21 protein-coding genes are annotated in these 21,066 nt (G+C 68.6%); 4 read left to right on the forward strand and 17 right to left on the reverse strand.

What is annotated here, in order from left to right; genetic code table 11:
* Positions 1 to 6 precede the first annotated feature (6 nt).
* The 12 genes from L0M17_RS13195 to infB form a co-directional block, all read right to left on the reverse strand.
* Complete coding sequence (locus L0M17_RS13195; protein ID WP_241054449.1) at positions 7 to 1,365, reverse strand: M16 family metallopeptidase; 1,359 nt, start codon at positions 1,363 to 1,365, stop codon at positions 7 to 9.
* Positions 1,366 to 1,368: 3 nt separating this feature from the next.
* A complete protein-coding gene (locus tag L0M17_RS13200) occupies positions 1,369 to 3,624 on the reverse strand; it encodes a polyribonucleotide nucleotidyltransferase (protein ID WP_241054450.1) in 2,256 nt (751 codons plus the stop codon).
* 233 nt (positions 3,625 to 3,857) lie between these two features.
* On the reverse strand, positions 3,858 to 4,127 hold the full coding sequence (gene rpsO / locus L0M17_RS13205) for a 30S ribosomal protein S15 (protein ID WP_043127127.1): 270 nt from the start codon (positions 4,125 to 4,127) through the stop codon (positions 3,858 to 3,860).
* A gap of 162 nt (positions 4,128 to 4,289) precedes the next feature.
* A complete protein-coding gene (locus L0M17_RS13210) occupies positions 4,290 to 5,558 on the reverse strand; it encodes a kynureninase (RefSeq protein ID WP_241054451.1) in 1,269 nt (422 codons plus the stop codon).
* Positions 5,555 to 6,346: a tryptophan 2,3-dioxygenase gene (locus L0M17_RS13215; protein ID WP_241056444.1), complete on the reverse strand. Its 792-nt coding sequence runs from the start codon at positions 6,344 to 6,346 to the stop codon at positions 5,555 to 5,557. The genes L0M17_RS13210 and L0M17_RS13215 overlap by 4 nt, the downstream gene beginning before the upstream one ends.
* Before the next feature lie 62 nt (positions 6,347 to 6,408).
* Positions 6,409 to 7,434 (reverse strand): bifunctional riboflavin kinase/FAD synthetase, encoded by a 1,026-nt coding sequence (locus L0M17_RS13220; RefSeq protein WP_241054452.1) that lies wholly within the window; start codon positions 7,432 to 7,434, stop codon positions 6,409 to 6,411.
* Positions 7,435 to 7,451: 17 nt separating this feature from the next.
* A complete protein-coding gene (locus L0M17_RS13225; protein WP_241054453.1) occupies positions 7,452 to 7,883 on the reverse strand; it encodes a hypothetical protein in 432 nt (143 codons plus the stop codon).
* Positions 7,884 to 7,886: 3 nt separating this feature from the next.
* Positions 7,887 to 8,252 (reverse strand): hypothetical protein, encoded by a 366-nt coding sequence (locus tag L0M17_RS13230; protein ID WP_241054454.1) that lies wholly within the window; start codon positions 8,250 to 8,252, stop codon positions 7,887 to 7,889.
* A complete protein-coding gene (gene truB / locus L0M17_RS13235) occupies positions 8,249 to 9,142 on the reverse strand; it encodes a tRNA pseudouridine(55) synthase TruB (RefSeq protein ID WP_241054455.1) in 894 nt (297 codons plus the stop codon). The genes L0M17_RS13230 and truB overlap by 4 nt, the downstream gene beginning before the upstream one ends.
* A gap of 25 nt (positions 9,143 to 9,167) precedes the next feature.
* Positions 9,168 to 9,659: a nucleoside deaminase gene (locus tag L0M17_RS13240; RefSeq protein WP_241054457.1), complete on the reverse strand. Its 492-nt coding sequence runs from the start codon at positions 9,657 to 9,659 to the stop codon at positions 9,168 to 9,170.
* Positions 9,660 to 9,729: 70 nt separating this feature from the next.
* The gene (rbfA, locus tag L0M17_RS13245; protein ID WP_241054459.1) at positions 9,730 to 10,218 is read right to left on the reverse strand and encodes a 30S ribosome-binding factor RbfA; all 489 of its coding nucleotides are present in this window, start codon (positions 10,216 to 10,218) and stop codon (positions 9,730 to 9,732) included.
* Between the two features lie 64 nt (positions 10,219 to 10,282).
* On the reverse strand, positions 10,283 to 13,135 hold the full coding sequence (gene infB, locus L0M17_RS13250; protein WP_241054461.1) for a translation initiation factor IF-2: 2,853 nt from the start codon (positions 13,133 to 13,135) through the stop codon (positions 10,283 to 10,285).
* Here infB and L0M17_RS13255 point away from each other — a divergent pair.
* A complete protein-coding gene (locus L0M17_RS13255; RefSeq protein ID WP_241056532.1) occupies positions 13,061 to 13,291 on the forward strand; it encodes a hypothetical protein in 231 nt (76 codons plus the stop codon). The two genes, infB and L0M17_RS13255, sit on opposite strands and share 75 nt — an antisense overlap.
* Here the strand turns inward: L0M17_RS13255 and L0M17_RS13260 are convergent.
* Genes L0M17_RS13260 through rimP form a run of 3 tightly spaced genes read right to left on the reverse strand, consistent with a single transcriptional unit; the run spans position 13,280 to position 15,255 of the window.
* The gene (locus L0M17_RS13260) at positions 13,280 to 13,597 is read right to left on the reverse strand and encodes a YlxR family protein (protein WP_241054463.1); all 318 of its coding nucleotides are present in this window, start codon (positions 13,595 to 13,597) and stop codon (positions 13,280 to 13,282) included. The two genes, L0M17_RS13255 and L0M17_RS13260, sit on opposite strands and share 12 nt — an antisense overlap.
* A 54-nt stretch (positions 13,598 to 13,651) precedes the next feature.
* Entirely contained in the window at positions 13,652 to 14,632 is a 981-nt protein-coding gene (gene nusA / locus L0M17_RS13265; RefSeq protein WP_241054465.1) for a transcription termination factor NusA, read from the reverse strand.
* Positions 14,632 to 15,255, reverse strand: a complete 624-nt coding sequence (gene rimP / locus L0M17_RS13270) for a ribosome maturation factor RimP (protein WP_241054467.1) — start codon at positions 15,253 to 15,255, stop codon at positions 14,632 to 14,634. Before rimP ends, nusA begins: the two co-directional genes overlap by 1 nt.
* Before the next feature lie 97 nt (positions 15,256 to 15,352).
* Between rimP and L0M17_RS22720 the strand changes: the two genes are divergently transcribed.
* The 3 genes from L0M17_RS22720 to L0M17_RS13285 all read left to right on the forward strand — a co-directional run bounded on the left by L0M17_RS22720 (position 15,353) and on the right by L0M17_RS13285 (position 18,401).
* A complete protein-coding gene (locus L0M17_RS22720; protein ID WP_241054470.1) occupies positions 15,353 to 16,597 on the forward strand; it encodes a DUF4439 domain-containing protein in 1,245 nt (414 codons plus the stop codon).
* A 95-nt stretch (positions 16,598 to 16,692) separates the two neighbouring features.
* Positions 16,693 to 17,418 (forward strand): VIT1/CCC1 transporter family protein, encoded by a 726-nt coding sequence (locus L0M17_RS13280; protein WP_241054472.1) that lies wholly within the window; start codon positions 16,693 to 16,695, stop codon positions 17,416 to 17,418.
* 8 nt (positions 17,419 to 17,426) lie between these two features.
* The gene (locus tag L0M17_RS13285; RefSeq protein ID WP_241054474.1) at positions 17,427 to 18,401 is read left to right on the forward strand and encodes an aminoglycoside phosphotransferase family protein; all 975 of its coding nucleotides are present in this window, start codon (positions 17,427 to 17,429) and stop codon (positions 18,399 to 18,401) included.
* 47 nt (positions 18,402 to 18,448) lie between these two features.
* On the opposite strand, the gene L0M17_RS13290 is transcribed toward L0M17_RS13285, so the two are convergent.
* Together L0M17_RS13290 and L0M17_RS13295 are read right to left on the reverse strand one after the other, a co-directional pair.
* Positions 18,449 to 19,243 (reverse strand): sulfite exporter TauE/SafE family protein, encoded by a 795-nt coding sequence (locus tag L0M17_RS13290; RefSeq protein ID WP_241054477.1) that lies wholly within the window; start codon positions 19,241 to 19,243, stop codon positions 18,449 to 18,451.
* Between the two features lie 9 nt (positions 19,244 to 19,252).
* Positions 19,253 to 21,058, reverse strand: coding sequence for a proline--tRNA ligase (locus L0M17_RS13295; RefSeq protein WP_241056445.1), 1,806 nt, complete (start codon positions 21,056 to 21,058; stop codon positions 19,253 to 19,255).
* Positions 21,059 to 21,066: the final 8 nt, after the last annotated feature.

Below are 21,066 nucleotides of genomic sequence, written 5' to 3' on the forward strand. Positions count from 1 at the left end.
GAACCTCTAGAGCCCGAACGTCTCTGTCTCGTCGAACGGTCCGACAACGGTGACGGTGCGCGGCGCGGAGGCGAGCTGCCTCGCGAGCTCGCGGACGTCGTCGGCCGTCACAGAGCGGATCTGGGTGAGCGTCTCGTCAACGTCCTGGAACTCCCCCGAGACGAGCTCTGCGCGGCCGAGACGGGACATTCGCGAGCCCGTGTCCTCGAGCGCAAGGACGATCCCGCCCGAAAGCTGGCCGACCGCCTTGCGAAGCTCCTCCTCGTTGACCCCGTGCTCGGCCAGCTTCGTGAGCTCGGCGTCCATGAGCGCGAGCACCTGCGGAACCTTGGCGGGCGCGCAGCCCCCGTACAGCCCGAAGTACCCCGCGTCCGCGTAGGCCGAGGCGAAGGAGTAGGTCGAGTAGACGAGCCCGCGCTTCTCGCGGATCTCCTGGAACAGCCGCGATGACATGCCGCCGCCGAGCACCGCGTTCAGGACGCTCATGACGTAGCGGCGACCGTCGGTCGCGGTGATAGAGGGGCAGCCCACGATGACGTTGGCCTGCTCGACCTGACGCTTGACGACGGTGAGGCCCGGGCGGCCGATGATCTCCGCCGCCACGGTTGAACGGCGCGGGACCGGTGCAGCGCCCTCTTCGAGCTGCCAGCCCGCGGACTCGAGTGCCTCGAGAACGAGCCGGCAGACGACGTCGTGATCCAAGCCGCCCGCGGCCGTCACAACAAGCTCGGACGGACGGTAGTAGCGGCGGTAATGCTCCCAGACGGAGTCACGGGCGACGGCGCGGATCGCCTCAGGCGTCCCGCCGATCGGCCGCCCCAAGGGGTGCTCGCCGAGTACGGAGGCCACGAAATGCTCGTGGGCGACGTCCGTCGGGTCGTCGCCGTCCATCGCGATCTCCTCGAGGATGACGTCGCGCTCCTGTTCGAGCTCATCGGCATCGAGGACGGCGGACGTCACCATGTCGGCGATCACATCGATCGCCATGGGGAGGTCGGTGTCGAGGACCCGTGCGTAGTAGCACGTGCTCTCCTTGGCGGTGGCCGCATTGGACTCACCACCGACCTCGTCGAACGCCGAGGCGATCTCGAGCGCGGTCCGGCGATGGGTTCCCTTGAAGAGCAGATGCTCAAGGAAGTGAGTGGAGCCATGCTGGCCCGCAGCTTCGTCGCGGGAGCCGACCCCGACCCAGAAGCCGATCGATGCCGAGCGCTGGCCCGGCATCGCCTCAGTGAGGACGCGCACGCCTCCGGGCAGGATGGAGCGCCGCACGACGGCTCCCCCATCCTGCCCGAAGATCGTGGTCGTCGACGGCGCACCGTCGACCAGCTGCCCGGAGGTCAGCGGCAAGGCAACACTGGCCATGGGCTAGGCGTCGGCCGCCTCGGCACTCGCCTGGACGGTCACGGCCTCCTCGTTGGTGGCCTCGTCCTCAGCGATCACCGGGGCGAGCGAGAGCTTGCCCCGATCGTCGATCTTCGTGATCTCGACCTGAACCTTCTGGCCGACGGAGACGACGTCCTCGACGTTGTCCACTCGCTTGCCACCGGCGAGCTTGCGCAGCTCGGAGATGTGCAGGAGGCCGTCCTTGCCCGGCGTGAGCGAGACGAACGCGCCGAACGTCGTCGTCTTCACCACCGTGCCGAGGTACCGCTCGCCCACCTCGGGGAGCTGCGGGTTCGCGATCGCGTTGATCGCAGAACGCGCCGCCTCCGCCGACGAGCCGTCGGTGGCGCCGATGAGCACGGTGCCGTCGTCCTCGATCGAGATGTCCGCCCCGGTGTCCTCCTGGATCTGGTTGATCATCTTGCCCTTGGGGCCGATGACCTCGCCGATCTTGTCGACAGGGATCTTGATCGCGATGATGCGCGGCGCGAACTCGGACAGCTCGTCCGGGCCCTCGATCGCCGCGTTGATCACGGAAAGGATGTGAAGGCGGGCCTCGCGGGCCTGCTTGAGGGCTGCTGCGAGGACCGACGCAGGGATGCCGTCGAGCTTCGTGTCGAGCTGGATGGCGGTCACAAACTCGCTGGTGCCGGCGACCTTGAAGTCCATGTCGCCGAACGCGTCCTCGGCACCGAGGATGTCGGTGAGGGCCGCGTAGCGGGTCTGGCCGTCGACCTCATCCGAGACGAGGCCCATCGCGATGCCAGCGACAGGCGCCTTGAGCGGGACGCCGGCGTTGAGCAGCGAGAGCGTCGAGGCGCACACAGAGCCCATCGACGTCGAGCCGTTCGAGCCGAGCGCCTCGGAGACCTGACGGATCGCGTAGGGGAACTCCTCACGCGACGGGAGGACAGGAACGAGGGCACGCTCGGCGAGGGCACCGTGGCCGATCTCGCGGCGCTTGGGCGAACCCACGCGGCCCGTCTCACCGGTCGAATACGGCGGGAAGTTGTAGTTGTGCATGTAGCGCTTGTGCGTCTCGGGCGAGAGCGAGTCGATCTGCTGCTCCATCTTGAGCATGTTGAGCGTCGTCACGCCGAGGATCTGCGTCTCGCCGCGCTCGAAGATCGCCGAGCCGTGGACCCGCGGGAGGACCTCGACCTCAGCCGTGAGCTGGCGGATGTCAGTGAGGCCACGGCCGTCGATGCGGACCTGGTCGCGCAGGATCCGCTGGCGCACGACCTTCTTGGTGACCGAGCGGAACGCCGCCGAAAGCTCCTTCTCGCGGCCCTCGAACTGGCCCGCGAGCTGGTCGATGACCTCGTCCTTGAGCGCGTCCGAGGCCGCCTCGCGCTCCTGCTTGTCGGCGATGCTGAACACCTCGGCGAGGCGCCCGGCCGCCGCAGACTCGACGGCCTCGTAGACGTCCTGCTCGTAGTCGAGGAAGAGGGGGAACTCGGCCGTCGGCTTCGCCGCACGCTCGGCAAGGTCCTGCTGGGCCTCGCACAGGGCGCGGATGAACGGCTTGGCAGCCTCGAGGCCCTCGGCAACGATCTCTTCGGTCGGAGCGGTGGCGCCCTCGTTCTTGATGAGGTTCCAGGAGTGGTCGGTGGCCTCGGCCTCGACCATCATGATGGCGACGTCGTCACCCGCGATGCGCCCGGCCACGACCATGTCGAACGTCGCGTTCTCGAGCTGGGAGTGCTTCGGGAATGCGACCCACTGCGCGCCCTCGCCGTCGTGCACGAGCGCGACGCGCACGCCGCCGATCGGGCCGGAGAACGGGAGGCCGGCGAGCTGCGTCGACATCGAGGCCGCGTTGATCGCGACGACGTCGTAGAGCTCGTCGGGGTCGATCGCGAGGACCGTCACGACAACCTGGACCTCGTTGCGCAGGCCCTTGACGAATGCCGGGCGGAGCGGGCGGTCCATGAGGCGGCACGCGAGGATGGCGTCCGTCGACGGTCGGCCCTCGCGGCGGAAGAACGAGCCGGGGATGCGGCCCGCAGCGTACATGCGCTCCTCGACGTCGACCGTCAGCGGGAAGAAGTCGAAGCCCTCGCGCGGGGCCTTGCCGGCCGTCGTCGTGGAGAGCAGAGCGGTTTCGTCGTCGATGTAGGCCATCGCCGAACCGCCGGCCTGCTTGGCAAGCCGGCCCGTCTCAAAGCGCACGACGCGCTGGCCGAAGCGGCCGTTGTCGATGACGGCCTCGGCGAACTGGATCTCGGGACCCTCCATGGGAGAGCACCTCCGTTTCATTGTTGGCGGAGGCGCGGAACCCGGTCTTCGATCGAGGCCCTTGGCGCCGCCCGGAGGCCGCCCTCAAAAGCCACTACCGAGGACCGCAGATTGCCGGCGCCTCACGGTGGATTCTCGTACTCGGTGCGTAAACGCTTGCGTTATGGTGTTGCGGCCCGCCGCTTCCCTTGAGAAGAGCTCTTCCCTCGGGGAGAGACGGGCCGCTTCACAGACTACCGGCGCAGGCCGAGACGCTCGATGAGCGAACGGTAGCGGTCGATGTCGGTGTCGTGCAGGTAGGCGAGCATCCGCTTGCGACGGCCCACGAGCGCGAGCAGGCCGCGCTGGGTGTGGAAGTCGTGCTTGTGCTGCTTCATGTGCTCAGTCAAGTCCTTGATGCGCTTCGTCAGAACGGCGATCTGGACCTCGGGGGACCCGGTGTCGCCTTCCTTGGTGGCATATTCCTTGATGATCGCCTGCTTGACGGCGGGATCCAAAGCCATTGGAACTCCTCGTTTCGTGCCGTGCGGCCCGCTGGACGCTGCGTCCCCGGGGAACACCGGCCTCGTTCTGGAAGAAATTCTGCAAGAGAGAAATTCTGCAAGAACGGGAGCCAGCGCGGCCCAGGCCGCCACGGACTGCAGCGAGGACCACAGAGGATTCTATCAAACGGCGCGCGAGAGCTCTGCCCTCACTGCCTCCACGCCGCGAAGAACTTCCCGGAAGCTCGTGCTGAGCGGCGAGAGTCCGAGTCGCAGCCCCTGAGGCGCCCTGAAGTCTGGGATGACCCCGCTGCCCCACAGGCGTTGGGTCAGCGCTCGGAACTCGGGATGCTCGAGCGTGACGTGGCCACCACGACGTTCCGCGTCCCGTGGCGAGGCGAGGCGGACACCGAGCGGCTCGAGGAGTTCTCGGTGGGCGGCGATCGCGAACTCCGTGAGCTTGACCGACTTCTCCCGGATCGCCGCGATGCCTACCTCCTCGACGAGTGAGAGCATGCCACGCAGCGGGAGCATCCCGAAGATCGGCGGCGTCCCGCTCACGAACCGCCGGATGCCCTCGGCAGGCTCATAGCCCGATGCCATCTCGAACGCTTCCCTCCGTCCGAGCCACCCTTGCACGGGCTGGCGGAAGTCTCCCAGGTGCCGCTTCGCGACGTACGCGAACGCCGGAGAACCGGGGCCCCCGTTGAGGTACTTGTACGTGCAGCCTGCCGCGAAATCAGCTCCCCACTCGTCGAGCGCGACCGGAACCGACCCCACCGAATGGCACAGGTCCCACACCATGAGGGCGCCCGCGCGATGCGCGAGCTCGGTGATGGCCGAGCCGTCCGCGAGGTAGCCGGAGCGATAGGCGACATGGCTGAGGACGACGACGGCGGTCCGCTCCGTGATGGCCTCGGAGGCTTGCGCCGGGGTCACCCCGGAAGACGGGTCAGCTTGGATCCACCGAAGCGTGAGGTCCCGCTCCGCGGCGATGCCCTCGACGAGGTAGCGGTCCGTGGGGAAGTTGTCCGTATCGGCAACGATCTCCGTCCGCCCGCGCTCCGGGCCGCCCCCGAGCTCCACCGCCGCCCTGATGAGCTTGTACAGATTGACGGTCGTCGAGTCCGCGATGACCGTCTGGCCGGGCGCGGCACCAAGGCACGCGGCGCCGAGCCGATCCCCGAGCACGAACGGCTCCGCGAGCCAGCGCTCGTCCCAGCCGCGGATGAGACGCCCGCCCCATTCCTCGTCGATGAAGCGGCGCACCTCCTCCGCCGTGCTGCGGAGCGGCCGCCCGAGGGAGTTGCCGTCGAGGTAGGCCACGAGCCCCTCGGACTCGACGAACTGTGCGGCGTAGCGTGCGAGTGGATCCTCGTCGTCGAGCTCGCCCGCGCGGGTGGCGAGTCCGGAGGCACCGGGAGCAAGGGCACCGTGGGCGAGCCCGCTCACCGCCCGATCTCCGTCCGCACCGCGAAGAGCTCAGGGAAGAACGTCAGATCGAGGGCCTTGCGCAGGAATCCGACCCCGCTCGAGCCACCCGTGCCGGTCTTCATGCCGATCGTGCGCTGTACGGTCCTGAGGTGGCGGAAGCGCCAGAGCTGGAAGTTGTCCTCGAGGTCGACGAGCTCCTCGCAGGTTTCGTACGCCGGCCAATGCTGCTCGGCGTCCTCGTAGATCTCCTTGAACAGCGGCACGAGCGCCGCGGAGAAGGTGTGGGCAACGCGGACGTCCCGTTCCAGGACCTCGGCCGGAACGGCGTAGCCGTGACGGGACAGGTAGCGGAGGAACTCGTCATACAGGCTCGGCGCTTCGAGGAGCTCCTCAAGCTGTGCACGCATGGCGGGTTCGCCGTCGAACACGGGGAGCATGCCGGCGTTCTTGTTGCCGAGGATGAATTCGATACACCGGTACTGGCCCGATTGGAAGCCGGACGCGTGGCCGAGGAAACCGCGGAACTGCGCGTACTCGTGCGGTGTGAGGGTCGCAAGGACGCTCCACTGCTCGGTGAGGGTCTTCTGGATGTGCTTGACGCGGGCAATCGCCTTGAGCGCAGCGCCGAGGTTGTCCTCGCGGAGCCACCCGCACGCACTCCGCAGTTCGTGGAGGACGAGCTTGAGCCACAGCTCTGTGGTCTGGTGCTGGATGATGAAGAGGAGTTCGTCGTGATGCTCGGGGACGCTCACTGGATGCTGTGCGTTCAGGAGCCTGTCGAGGTCGAGGTAGCCGCTGTACGTCATGCGGCCCGAAAGGTCGCGCACGATGCTGTCTTCGAGCGCTCGGGTATTAGTTGTGAGATCTGTCACCCAGCAAGCGTAGCGAGAATCCGGCGAGCCTGGTCGACGTCGACCTTCATCTGCTCGACGAGCGCCTCCGGGCCGCGGTAGGCGACCATGCCGCGAAGCCGTTCGACGAATTCGACGGCCACCCGCTGCCCATACAGGTCGAAGTCCTCGGGCGCCTCGTCGGGGCGGTCAATCACATGGGCCTCCACCTGACGGGTGACGCCCACAAATGTCGGGTTCGATCCGACGGAGATCGCTGCCGGCCACCGCGTTCCGGCCTCATCCACGAGCCACCCGGCGTAGATCCCATCGGCGGGGATGTGCCCGATCGACTCGTGGTCCAGATTCGCTGTCGGGAAGCCGAGCGCCCGACCCCGTGCGGCTCCGTGGACCACTTTGCCGTGCATCGTGTGCGGACGCCCCAGGATGCCGGCAGCAGTGTGGACGTCGCCGCGGTCGAGGGCCTCGCGGACCCACGTCGACGAGCAGCGCCGCTGGGCTCCCTCGTCCTCCGTCAGGGGTCCCGGATCCTTCTCGCGGAACTCCTCGACGACCACGACGTCGAAGCCGTACTGGCGCCCGAGGTCCTGCATCGTGGACAGGTCGCCCGCGTTCCCCCGCCCGAACCGCACGTCGTGGCCGACTACGACGGCGCTCGTGCGAAGCCCGTCGACGAAGACGTTGCGCACGAACTCCTCGGGCGTCTGCGCCGCGAACTCGAGCGTGTAGTGAAGCACGAGCACCGCCTCGAGACCGTACCCGGCAAGGGCCGCGATCCTGTCGTCGATCCCCATGATAAGATCCGGCGCCGTGTCCGGGCGGTGCACCCGGGCGGGATGCGGGTCGAACGTCACCGCGACGGGCTTGCTGCCCGTCTCGCGGGCGGTGTGAACGAGCGCGGCAAGGACCTGCTGGTGCCCCCGGTGCACGCCGTCGAAGTTGCCGATGGTGACGGCGGCCCGCCCGAAATCGTCGGGGACCTCGTCCAGCCCGCGCCAGATCTGCACCGTGTTCCTCGCCTCCGTCCTCGCCTCGTCGCCCATGTCTCGCGAGCCTTACACTACCGGCTCGCACTCCCCCGCCGGGGCCGGTTGGTCCAAAGCCAGGTGAGGCCGACGAACGGCAGGATGAGGGGGACGAAGCCATAGCCCTTTCCGTACACGCTCCAGACCGTGTCCTGCTGGAAGTCCTGGGGCGCGAGGAGGCTCACGGTCCCGACGACGAGCACGCCCAGCAGTTCAACGAGCACGGCGCCGCAGGTGACGTACCAGCTCGTCACGCCCTTCTTCGCCATCGCGACGGTGGCGACGATGTAGACGACGGCAGCCAGAGCGCTCAGGACGTACGCGAGCGGGGCCTCGGAGAACTTCGTCGCAATCTGGAAGCCCGCACGCGCGGTCGCGGAAAGGGCGAAGACGCCGTAGATCGCCACGATGATCCGGCCAAGGCCCTTGCTGCGGGTACTGGGTGAGTGCTCGGTGGTCTCAGACACGGCTCAGAAAGCTCCATTCCAGATCTGTTCCATGCGGAACAGCATGACGAATACGGTAATCGGCACGGCGGCCAGGACGAGATTGCTCCAGCGCGTCTTGTCGAGGATCGCCCACCAGAACGCCGCGATGGGCAGGATGAAAGCGGTGATGAGGTAGCCCCAGAATTCCCATGGCTCGCCCCTGATGGCCTCGCCCGCAGCCTGCCGCACGCCGGAGGCCACACCGAAGACGACGAGGAAGAGCTCGACGGCGGCCACCGAGATGATCGCCGCGTCCCCGGGGTAGCGCTTGGTGGCGGTCGCGATGATGCAGATGGCGGCCGAGACGGCGCAGATCGCCGTCCCGATCCAGAAGAACGGGTCAGTCACTCGGCCTGCTCTCCCCCGCGGGCGGCGAAGACGAGCTCCGGCCGGGCGGCAGGACCCGCGTCCTTGAGGAGCGCGACCAAGCTGCCGTCGGGCGCGAACGCCGCCGTCACCGCAGTACGCCCAGTCGGAGCGATCCGACGGCCGAAGGAGAGCTCGATCGCCTCGTCGTCGCTCAGCTCGCGGACGGGCAGGAGCGCCCTCGCAGCCTGGGCGAGTGGAAGCACCTCGAAGTCTTCGGCAAGCGCCTCGAGCGTGCGCGCTTCGTGGATGCCGTAGGGGCCGACCTCCGTCCGCCGGAGAGCCGTCAGGTGGCCGCCGACTTCGAGTGCCAGCCCCAGATCCCGTGCAAGGGCACGGACGTAGGTTCCGGAGGAGCAGCGGACGGTTGCATCGACGTCGAGGACACGGCCCCCGCGTTCTCGACGGACGTCGTGGATCTCGAACGAATAGACGGTGATCGGGCGGGCCTCGAGTTCGACGCTCTCGCCAGCCCGGACGCGGGCGTACGAGCGCTGCCCGGCCACCTTGATGGCGCTCACGCTGCTCGGAACCTGAAGAATCTCGCCGGTGAGCTTTTCGGCGGCCGAGCGGATCTGTTCCTCGGTAACCGCCGCAGCAATCGTCTCGGAGACCACTTCCCCCTCCGCGTCGTCCGTGACCGTGCTCTGGCCGAGGCGAATTGTCGCGGTGTAGGTCTTCGAGGTCCCCACGATGTAGGAGAGCAGCCGAGTCGCACGGTTGATCCCGACGACCAAGACGCCAGTCGCCATCGGGTCGAGAGTCCCAGCGTGGCCCACTTTCCGAGTTCCGGCCAAGCGGCGCACGCGGCCGACGACGTCGTGGCTCGTCCATCCCTGCGGTTTGTCGACGATCACGAGTCCAGAAAGCACGCCTCCCAGTATATGGAGGGAGAGGTCAGTACCTGGTCCGCCCCTCGAAGGCGTTCCACGCCTCGAAGGGGGCAACGCGTCGATCGAGTGGGGCGCGGGCGACAGGCATGAGCGAGTGGTCGGTTCCCGCCAGGTATTCATAGAAGACGGCGTCGTCGAAACCTGCCGCGGCGGCGTCATACCGGTCCGCAGCGAAGAAGACTGCCGAGATGCGCGCCCAGAGCGCTGCCGCGAGGCACAGCGGACATGGTTCACAGCTCGTGTAGAGAACCGCGCCGTGGAGGTCGAAGTCCTGCGTCCCAGCGGCCGCCCGGCGGATGGCGACCACCTCCGCGTGGGCCGTCGGATCATGGTCACGGGCTACCCGATTCGTCCCCTCGAAGGCAGTTCCGTCGCGCATCACGACGACGGCGCCGAAGGGTCCGCCGCCTTCCACGACGTTGGCCACGGCTAGTTCGATCGCCCGCTCGAGGTACCTCATCCGGTCGGCGTCGCCCACCGCAGGATTCTGCGCCATGCCGCCCATGCTAACCGCGCACGGCCCACGCTGGAGTGTGCCCACGGGCGGGGGTATCTTGCAACGCCCCCTATTCAGCGTCGACGTCGACGTCGTCGAACTCGGATTCGTGCTCGATGTCGTCGGCGTCCTCGCCGCGGACCTCCGGCTTGCGGTAGGGGTCCGCGTCCCCCGCGGGTCTGGCCTGCTCGGCGAGCCGGGCCACCTCTTCGTCGTGGGCATGCGCCTGACGGAGGAGGTCCTCCACGTGCGAGGCGTTCACAGGCACCTCGTCGGCGACGAATTCGAGCGTCGGTGTGAGCCGAATGGTCAGGTTCCGGCCTACTTCGCGGCGCAGGACGCCCTTTTTGGCGTCCAGCACGTCCCGCGCGCCTTCCTGGGCGACCGAGTCGCCGAGGACCGTGTAGTAGACGGTCGCATGCTGGAGATCGTTCGTGACACGGGCGTCGGTAATGGTGATCGCCTCGGCGCGCTCGTCCTTGACGGCCTTGCGCAGCGCCTCGGCCACGACCACCTTGATCCGCTGCGCAAGCCGCGCAGCGCGGGCCGGATCGGCCATGGAAACTCCTTAGATGAGCTGGGAAGGGGCCCCGCACAGGCAGGGCCCCTTCTTGACGGACGCGTCAGACGCGCGGCTTCTCGCGCATCTCGAACGTCTCGATGACGTCCTCGAGTTGGATGTCGTTGAACGACCCCAGGCCGATACCGCACTCGAAGCCCTCCCGGACCTCGGTTGCGTCGTCCTTGAACCGCTTGAGCGAATCGATCGAGAGGTTCTCCGCAACGACCACGCCACCGCGCAGGAGGCGGGCCTTGGAGTTGCGGCGGATGATCCCGCTGCGCACGATCGAGCCGGCGATGTTGCCGAACTTGGACGAACGGAAGATCTCGCGCACCTCGGCGGTACCGAGCTGCACCTCCTCGTACTCCGGCTTGAGCATGCCCTTGAGAGCGAGCTCGATGTCCTCGATCGCCGCGTAGATCACCGAGTAGAACCGCATGTCGACGCCCTCGCGGTCCGCGAGCTCGGCCACGCGCTCCGCCGGGCGGACGTTGAAGCCGATGATGATCGCGTTGTCGACCGTGGCGAGGTTGACATCGTTCTGCGTGATCGCACCAACACCGCGGTGGATGACGCGGAGCTGGACTTCCTCTCCGACATCGATCTTGAGCAGCGAGTCCTCGAGCGCCTCGACGGCACCGGACACATCGCCCTTGAGGATGAGGTTGAGGGTGTCGATCTTGCCTTCGGCCACAGCCTTGTCGAAGTCCTCGAGGCTGATCCGCTTGCGGCGCTTCGCGAGCTGGGCGTTGCGTTCGGCGGCCTCGCGCTTCTCCGCAATCTGGCGGGCGGTGCGATCGTCCTCGGTCACGAGGAACGTGTCACCTGCACGTGGCACCGAGGAGAGGCCCAGAACCTGGACCGGACGCGACGGGAGCGCGACCTCTACCGGTTCGCCGTCCTCGTCGAACATCGCACGAACACGGCCGTGCGCCGTGCCAGCCACCATGTTGTCGCCGACGTGGAGCGTCCCGGACTGCACGAGCACGGTTGCGACCGCACCACGGCCGCGGTCGAGGTTGGCCTCGATCGCGACACCGCGCGCATCCTTGTTCGGGTTCGCCCGGAGGTCGAGCGCGGCGTCAGCCGTGAGCAGGACCGCGGAGATGAGGTCGTCGATGTGCAGGCTCTGGCGAGCGGAGACGTCCACGAACATCGTGTCGCCGCCGTACTCCTCCGGAACGAGACCGTACTCGGTGAGCTGGCCGCGGACCTTGTCCGGGTTCGCGCCCTCCTTGTCGATCTTGTTCACCGCGACCACGATCGGCACGCCAGCGGCTTGGGCGTGGTTGAGCGCCTCCACCGTCTGCGGCATGACGCCGTCGTCCGCGGCCACGACGAGCACCGCGATATCGGTGACCTGGGCGCCACGGGCACGCATGGCCGTGAACGCCTCGTGGCCCGGGGTATCGATGAACGTGAGCTTGCGGGGGTCACCATCGTGCTCGAACGAGATCTGGTAGGCACCGATGTGCTGTGTGATGCCGCCGTGCTCGCCCTCGACCACGTTCGTGTGGCGGATGGCGTCGAGGAGGCGGGTCTTACCGTGGTCGACGTGGCCCATGACGGTGACGACAGCCGGTCGGGTCTCGAGCTCCTCGTCAGTCTCGGCCTCGAGCTCAGCATCGAGGTCGATGTCGAAGGACTCGAGCAGCTCGCGCTCCTCGTCCTCCGGCGAGACGACCTGGATCTTGTAGCCGAGCTCCTCGCCGAGGACGCTGAACGTCTCCTCGTCGAGCGACTGCGTCGCCGTCGCCATCTCGCCCAGGTGGAAGAGCACCGTGACGAGCGACGCGGGGTTCGCATCGATCTTCTCCGCGAAATCCGTGATGGACGCACCGCGGCGCAGGCGGACGATCGTCTCGCCGTCACCACGCGGCACCGAGACGCCGCCGAGCGAGGGAGCGCTCATCTGCTCCAGCTCTTGGCGCTTCGCGCGCTTCGACTTGCGCTGCTTGCCGCGACCAGCGCCACCCTTGCCGAAGGCACCCTGAGTGCCGCCGCGTCCACGGCCGCCCTTGCCGAAGCCGCCTCCGGCGGGAGCACCTCCCGGTGCGCCACCAGGACGTCCGGGACCACGCCCGCCGGTCCCGGCCGGGCGTGCTCCCGGCTGCGGACGGTCAGAGCGCGGAGGCATCATGCCGGGGTTCGGACGAGATCCGCCTGCACCGCCCTGACGGGGAGCGCCGGAGCCACCCGGGCGCGGAGCACCGGGGCGGGCACCGCCGGGACGGGGGGCACCGGGACGCGGAGCGCCCGGGCGCGGGGCCTGGGGACGCGGGATACCCGAAGTGCCGCCGGGACGGGGGGCAGGACGCGGACCGCCCGGCCGATCGCCATCGCGCCCGGGGCGGGGCATGCCCTGGGAAGTCGCGAAGGGATTGTTGCCCGGACGGGGAGCGCGCTCCTCGCGGCCCGGACGCTGCATCCCCTGAGAGGACGAGAACGGGTTGTTGCCGGGGCGGGGGCCGCCCGGACGGGGGCCGGGGGCGCCAGGACGCGGACCCGAGCTAGCGGCGGGGCGTGCTGCGTCCGACGACGGGCGGGAAGCCGGAGCGGACGGCGCCGCCGGGCGGGCGGGGCCGGGCTTGACCCCAGCTGAAGGCGCCGCGGCCGGAGCCGCAGGCGCAGCGGGGGCCGGCTGGCTGGGCTGAGCCGGCTGGGGGGCCTGCCCCGTCCGGGGGGCCGGCGCCGACTGGCGCGGTGCGGCCGGGCGCGCCGGGGCGGGCGCGGATGCCTTCGCCTGCTTGGGTGAACCTGAGGGGTAGGCGTCGCGAAGCTTCTTCACGACGGGCGCCTCGATCGTCGAGGACGCAGAACGCACGAACTCACCAAGCTCTTGAAGCTTGGCGAGGGCGTCCTTAGAGGTGATACCGAGCTCCTTCGCGAGCTCGTGTACGCGGACCTTGGCCACATTTCTCCTGTCTCGGTCCGCGCCGAGCCAGGCGTGGACCGTCTACTGCTTGCTGCAGGCCTCGTTGTGCTCGAGGCCGTCGGCGGCGCGGAACAACTCGTTCATCGCTACGCGCTCATGGGACGGGGACTCATCGGGTTTCCATCAGATTTCTGACCCGCTTTCAGCTTGGACGGTGACCGTGCGGGCGGGAGCCAGCACGGCGGTGCCGAAGAAGTCGTCGACGGCCGCGTGCTCAACGGCGCCCCGGAAGGCGCGGCTGAACGCTCGGCGTTTGACGGCTTGCGTCAGGCATGCACGGTCGGGATGCAGCCAAGCACCTCGACCGGGCAGTCGGCGGCGCGGATCGACGACGACGCGCTGTGGGTCCTCGGGGTCCCGCACCAACCGGAGCAGTACAGACCGGGGCGCACTCTGGCGGCAGCCGATGCAGGTCCGCAGCGGTTGCGCCTTACTCTGCACGTTCCACTGCCCCTGGCTTCTTTGGCTTGCTGCCGGGCGCGTACCCGGACCTATCTATTCTACAGCCTTGGCAGCCGCGTCGGAGGTGATGTCGATCCGCCACCCCGTCAGCTTGGCCGCGAGACGGGCGTTCTGCCCTTCCTTGCCGATCGCGAGCGAAAGCTGGTAGTCGGGGACGGTGACGCGTGCCGAGCGGCTCCCCTCATCGACGATCGTCACGGACTTGACCTTCGCGGGCGAGAGCGCGTTGGCGATGAAGGTCGCAGCCTCGTCGCTGTAGTCGACGATGTCGATCTTCTCGTCATTCAACTCGGTCATGACGGCGCGTACGCGCGAGCCCATTTCGCCGATGCACGCGCCCTTCGCGTTGATTCCCTGCACGTTCGCGCGGACAGCGATCTTGGTGCGGTGCCCGGCCTCACGCGCGATCGCTACGATCTCCACGCTCCTGTCCGCGATCTCGGGCACTTCGAGCTCGAAGAGCTTCTTCACGAGTCCCGGGTGCGAGCGCGACAGCGTGATCGAAGGGCCCTTCATTCCGCGATGCACGTCCACGACGTACGCACGGATCCTGCTCCCGTGGAGATACTGCTCGCCTGGAACCTGCTCGGGTGGCGGCAGCAGTGCCTCGACCGCGCCGAGATTCACCTGCACCATGTGCGGGTTGCTGCCCTGCTGGATGAGTCCTGCGATGAGTTCGCCCTCGCGGCCCTTGAACTCCCCCAGCACGTTGTCGTCCTCGACGTCCCTGAGCCGCTGGAGGATGACCTGGCGGGCAGTGGTCGCTGCGATGCGCCCGAAGCCCTCCGGCGTGTCATCGAACTCGCCGATCGGGTTGCCTTCCTCGTCGATCTCGGTCGCCCAGATCGTCACGTGCCCGCTCCTGCGGTCCACCTCTGCTCGCGCCTTCTCGATGGCCCCGGGCGACTTGTGGTACGCGAGGAGCAGTGCCTGCTCGATCGTCGGGATGAGCTTGTCGACAGGGATGTCGCGTTCTCGCTCCAGTAGGCGCAGCGCGCTCATGTCGATGTCCACTAGGCCTCCTCGGCGTCGGTATCGGTGTCAAGTTCGGTATCGGCCTCGGGCTCGAAACTCTCGAAGGCCGCTTCAGGGACTGTGTCGACTCGCGAGAACTCGACCTCGACCCTTCCGCTGCGGATCTTCTCGAAAGGCAGCGTCACGGGGTCGCCCTGCTTGGGCTTGACCCCCTTGGCCGCCGGACGATCCGGGACGATCGTCACGCCGTCGTCCGTCACGTCGGTGAGACGGCCGGTGAGGTTCTCACCCTGGATGACGTTGACCTTGACGATTCGCCCGCGCGCACGCCGCCAGTGCCGTGGCTGTGAGAGGGGGCGGGTGACGCCGGGCGAGGAGACCTCGAGGTCATAGGGACGGTCGTCGGCGAAGGTCCCAGCCGTCTTGCGGCTGTCGAGGAGCTCGGAAAGCTCGCGGGAGATCTCTGCGATGACGTCGAGCCCCACTCCCCCTGTCTCATCCTGAGGAAGGTCGACGACGACGTGCAGGGTCCGGTGGGCCCCGGCAGCTTTGATGGAGACGCCTTCGAGGAAGAGGCGATGAGCGGTGACAGTGGGCTCGAGCAGCGCATGCAACCGCGCCTCTTCGGATGCAAACGGAGACTCCGATGCCTTCTCGGACATGGACGTCCGCCTCCTTCGCTCAGTTGTGTCCTCATAGACTATCGGCTCGCGCGCCTCGTGGCGGGCCCCCGTGCCCAGTCGTGCGATGATCGAGGCCGTGAGTTCCGACACCGTCCCGTCCACTCCGTCCACACCGCCCTCAGACTCGTCAGGTTCGTCCACCCCGCCCGGCGGTCCCTCCGGTAACACCCCGAGGACACGCCCCTGGCGGTACTGGGCGCTGGGCGCGGCGGCGATCCTCGTGGCTCTCGGCAGCGCGACCCTGGTCGCGATTCAGGCACCGCAGCCGGCGAGCCCCAGCAAGAGCGAGGCCGCCCTCCACGCCGCCCACGAAGATGCGCTCCGGCTTGCCAGCCTGGCCCATAGCGCAGCCGGGAGCAGCACCGCCTCCGGAGCCCAAGCCGCCCTCTCGACCGCCGCCACGGTACTGGACCGGCAGGCAGCCGTGCTCGGCGGACCACCCCCGCAGGGAACTCCTGGCGCAGCAACTCCCACGGGGCCGGCGGCGGTGGGAACCGCACCGGTCAGCACGACGCCGACTCCCCCAGCCGCGACGCCCCCTCCAATGAGCGATACGGCCAATCCGACGAGCGTTACGGGCAGTCCTTTCAACGTTACGGGCAGCGCGGCGGCAGGCACCGTCCAAGCGAAGGATCTTGCCGCGGGCTTGGCTTCGAGCGTCCAGGCCCGGCTCGCTGCACTCCCCGACGTCGACGCCCCGACCGCGACACTTCTCGCCTCCGTCGCGGCCGGACAATCCGTCCAGCTCGATGCGCTAGCCGCCGCAACGGGAGCGCCGGCTAGCGCCCAGTCTTCGGGATCCGCGAGTCCCACGCTGAGCGCGAGCGCTACGACAAGCAACGGGCCGACGCCGAGCACGGGGCCCTGCCCAAGCCCGACGGCCACAGCGAGCTACGGCGGAACGGGATTCTCAGGTGCCCTCGCGGCGGCAGAACGCGCCGAGTCCGCCGCTGTCTACCTGCTTCAGACGGCAATCGCGCGCACTCCGGCCGGGTCTCCCGACGCCGCCGCCCGCTCATCCGCACTCGACGCCCACCGCCGCCAGCTCGCGTCAGTCGACAGCCTTGCGGCAGCAGCATGCACAGCGCTCCCACCGCGCGACGCAGGCTTCGCCGTCCCGCCCAACTTCGCTTCCGACCCCTCGACCGCCCTCAAGGCCGTGGAGGGGTCGTCCGAGGAGGCATGGGCACAGCTTGTCGGAGAAGCGCCCGGGGCACGCCGAGGCGCCGCGGCGGCCGGCCTCGTGACCGCAGCCCGTTTGGCCGAAGCAGCTTCGCCGTCGGAGGCAACCGCCTTCCCCGGCGTGCCGACAGCCCAGTGAGACCAGACCAGTGAGGCCAGGGCAGTGAGGCCAAGGGCAGTGAGGCTAGGCTTGCTTCGCTGGCAGCGCCGTGGCTCGGGTGCCAGAGTTGAATCATGACGACGGAATCCACCACCGACCTCCACCCCGAGCCGCAGGGAGCTGACATTGCGGCAAAGCTCAACTGGCTTCGCGCCGGCGTCCTCGGAGCGAACGACGGCATCGTCTCCGTAGCCGCCGTCGTCGTCGGTGTCGCAGGTGTGACGACGAACAATGGCCCGATCCTCGCTGCCGGTATGGCGGCCCTCGCCGGCGGCGCCATCTCCATGGCCCTCGGCGAATACGTCTCGGTGAGCAGCCAGAGCGACAGCCAACGGCATCTCATCGCAAAGGAGCGGGACGAACTCCGCGACCAGCCCGAGGCCGAGTTCAAGGAACTCGTGGCGATGTACCGCCACAAGGGGCTCTCGGCCGAGACTGCAACGAAGGTCGCGGAGGAGCTCACGGAGAAGGATCCACTCCGGGCGCACCTCGACATCGAGCTCAACATCGATCCGGACGAGGTTGTGAGCCCGTGGCACGCGGCCATCGCCTCGGCGGTCTCGTTCCTGTGCGGCGCGGTGCTGCCCCTGCTGTCGATCCTGTTCTTCCCGGCAGCTATGCGCGTGTGGCTCACGTTCATCGTCGTGCTCGTCGCGCTGGCCATCACCGGGGCCGTCGGCGCGTGGATCGGTGGAGGGTCGAGGAGCCGGGCCTCCATCCGCGTCGTCATCGGCGGGGCGATAGCACTCGCGACCACCTACGCGCTCGGCAGTCTGCTCGGCACAACCGGGGCGGCCTGAGAAGAACCATGACAGCGACCGGTGTGCCCGCGGACCTCGTCTCGAGGTACTCCCGCACGCCCACCGGCCGAGCGTGGCTCGCGTCGCTTCCCGAGCGCCTCGAGAGCGGACTTCGACGCTGGGAGCTGGAGCTGGACCCGGAGGCGGGCCCATGGTCCGGTTTCGGAGCCCTTGTCGTCGCCGTTCGCCGCGACGGCGAACCGCTGGTCCTCAAACTCCCGTACCCCCATGAGGAAGCCGCTTCCGAGGCCGTCGCACTCAGGTTGTGGAGCGGCCGCGGCGCCGTTCGGCTGATTGCGGACGACGGCGACGGGTCCCTCCTGCTCGAACGGCTCGACGCGGGCCGGCGGCTTCAGGAGGTTCCGTTCCCTGAGGCCTACGCCGTATGGGGCGCCATCATGCGCAAGTTGACGGTCCCTGAGGACGACCGGCCCGACTGGGCGGCACTCGAGCGGCTCGACGCCCGCGCAGAGCACTGGAGCGACGAGCTGCCCGAGCGCTGGGAACGCCTCGAGCGCCCGTTTCCGCGCTGGCTCCTCGAGGAGGCACTCGATGTCTGCGCAACTCGAGGCACGGTGGGGCGGCGCGGCGGTCGGGACGTCCTCGTCCATACGGACCTGCACGGCATGAACGTCCTCGGCGATCTGGACGGCGGGTTCCGCGCCATCGATCCGCAGGCTGCCGTCGGAGAGGCGGAGTTCGCGGTTGCGCCCATGCTGTGGAACCGGCTCCCCGAACTCCGCCGGACGAACTCCGCGGACGCTCTGCTCGAACGCTGCTGGGAGCTTGCGGCCGCCGCGGGACTCGATGCTGAAGCCGCGCGAGCCTGGGCCGTGCTTCGCGAGGTGGAGAACGCCCTGTGGTATGCCGCGAAGCCCGGGCACCGCGGCGACCTCGAACGTTCGCTGTGGGTTGCAAGCGCCCTCTGCTCCCGGCTGCTGCCAGGCCTCCCCGCGGCCTCGGAGCTCAAGCGCCTGAGCTGAGCTGTTCAGGCTGGCCCACTCAGCCCAGCCCAGTCAGCCCAGCCCGTTCAGGCGAAGTTCTCGTTCCATACGTCAATGCCCAATTTCACGGCGAGGGCTGCCACGACGATGAGGAACACCCAGCGGATGAACCGGTTGCCGCGCGCCACCGCCATGCGCGCCCCGACATAGCCTCCGCACATGTTGGCAGCGCCGACCACGAGCCCGACGCCCCAGAGCAGGGCGCCGCTCGGCGCGAACAGCAGAAGGGCCCCAATGTTCGTGGCCATGTTGACGATCTTCGCCTTGGCGCTCGCCTCGAGGAACGCGTATCCCATCCCGGAGACGAGCGCAATGACGAGGAACGAGCCGGTTCCGGGCCCGATGAGCCCGTCGTAGAAGCCGATGACGAGGCCCAACCCGCAGGCCGCGGCGAAATGCCGGCGCCCTTTGAGCCTGAGCTCGGTGTACTGCCCGAGTTGCGGCCTGAAGACGGTGAGGAGCGCGACGGCGATGATCGCGCCCAGGATGATCGGCTTGAACACTCGGGCGGGCAGCAGCGAAGCGAGTTCGGCGCCGCCGAAGGCGCCGGCCAGAGCCACGAGCGCCATCGGGATGGCGGTGCGCAAGTCGGGGCGCACCCGGCGGGCATACGTCAAGGCGCTTGTGCTGGTGCCGAAGACGGAGCCCATCTTGTTGGTCGCGAGCGCCTGGACGGGCGTGATTCCGGGCAGCGCGAGCATGGCCGGGAGCTGGATCAGGCCTCCCCCGCCCACGACCGCGTCGACCCAGCCCGCGGCGAACCCGGCGAGGATGACGAGGACGAGCGTGAGAGGGTTGAGCAGCTCGAAGCCGCTGTGCACGGACGCGGACTAAGCGTCGTCGCGTACGGCGCGCACGACGTGGTCGGCGACGTCGGCCACGGGAACGTCCTCAGCCCTGCCGGACCGCCGATCCTTGACCTCGAGCGTGCCGCTCGCGAGGCCCTTGCCCACGGCCACGATGGTCGGGACGCCGATGAGCTCGGCATCGCCGAACTTGACGCCCGGCGAAACCTTTGGCCGGTCGTCGAGCATGACGGTCAGCCCGCGGGACTCGAGCTCGGCCGCGAGGCGCTCGGCTTCGGCGAAGATCTCCTCGCCCCGGCCGACGGCGACGACGTGGACGTCGGCTGGCGCGACGGCGCGCGGCCAGATGAGCCCCCGGTCATCGTGGTTCGACTCGGCGAGGGCCGCGACCGCGCGGGTGACCCCGATGCCGTACGAGCCCATCGTCACCGTGACCTGCTTGCCGTTGGCATCGAGGACCTTGAGCTCGAGGGCCTCCGCGTACTTGCGGCCGAGCTGGAAGATGTGCCCCATTTCGATCCCGCGGGCGGTCTCAAGCGGGCCCGAGCCGTCCGGGGACTCGTCGCCCTCGCGCACTTCGGTGCACTCGATGACGCCGTCCCACCCGAAGTCCCGCCCAGCGACGAGGCCGTACACGTGCTTGCCGGGCTGGTTCGCGCCCGTGATCCAGCGGGTACCGGGGACGACGCGCGGATCCACGAGGTAGAGGAGTCCGGACTTCCCCTCGAGGCCGAGGAGCGCATCCTCAGTATCGAGGCCAGGGCCAAGATAGCCCTTGACGATGAGGGGCTGCGACTTGAGGTCCTCTTCGTTGGCGGCCTCGAGGCCGATCTCCCCGGCGACGGGAAGGAAGGCGCCGATGTTCGCTTCGACGCGCTTGAGGTCGACGGCGCGGTCCCCCGGCACGCCGATGACGACGAGCTGCTTCTCCCCCGTCGGGAGCTTGACGGTGAGGACGACGTTCTTGAGCGTGTCAGCGGCAGTCCATGCTCGCTCGGCGTTCGGGAAGATGCTCTGCGAGGCAGCGACGAGCGTGTCGATCGTCGGGGTATCCGGGGTGTCCAAGACCTGCGCAGGGGGCGCATCGGTGTAGTCCACAGCGTCCGGGACGACGGTCGTGACGGCCTCGACGTTGGCCGCGTAGCCGCCCGCGGAGCGCACGAACGTGTCCTCGCCGATCTCGGTCGGGTGCAGGAACTCCTCGCTCTTCGAGCCTCCCATGGCCCCCGCCGTCGCCTTGACGGGCACGATCTCGAGACCGAGCCGCGCGAAGATCCGGAGGTAAGCCTCGCGGTGCGCCGCGTAGCTCGCATCGAGGCCTTCGTCATCGACGTCGAACGAATAGGAGTCCTTCATGATGAACTCGCGCCCACGGAGGAGACCAGCCCGGGGGCGGGCCTCGTCGCGGTACTTGTTCTGGATCTGATAGAGGCTCAGCGGGAGGTCCTTGTACGAGGAGTACAGGTCCTTCACGAGGAGCGTGAACATCTCCTCGTGCGTGGGCGCGAGGAGGTAGTCGCCGTCCTTGCGGTCCTTGAGCCTGAAGATGCTCTCGCCGTACTCCGTCCAGCGGTTTGTCGCCTCGTAGGGCTCCTTCGGCAGGAGGGCCGGGAAGTGGACCTCCTGAGCACCGATCGCGGACATCTCCTCACGGATGATCTGCTCGACCTTGTGCAGCACCGCGAGCCCGAGCGGGAGCCATGTATAGATGCCGGGCGCCGCGCGGCGGATGTAGCCGGCACGGACGAGCAGCTTGTGGCTGGCCACCTCGGCGTCGGCCGGGTCCTCGCGGAGGGTTCGGAGGAACAGGGTGGAGAGTCGCAGGACCACGTGCGGCA

Source organism: Sinomonas terrae, from assembly GCF_022539255.1.
In the GTDB taxonomy this organism is placed as follows: Bacteria; Actinomycetota; Actinomycetes; order Actinomycetales; family Micrococcaceae; genus Sinomonas; species Sinomonas terrae.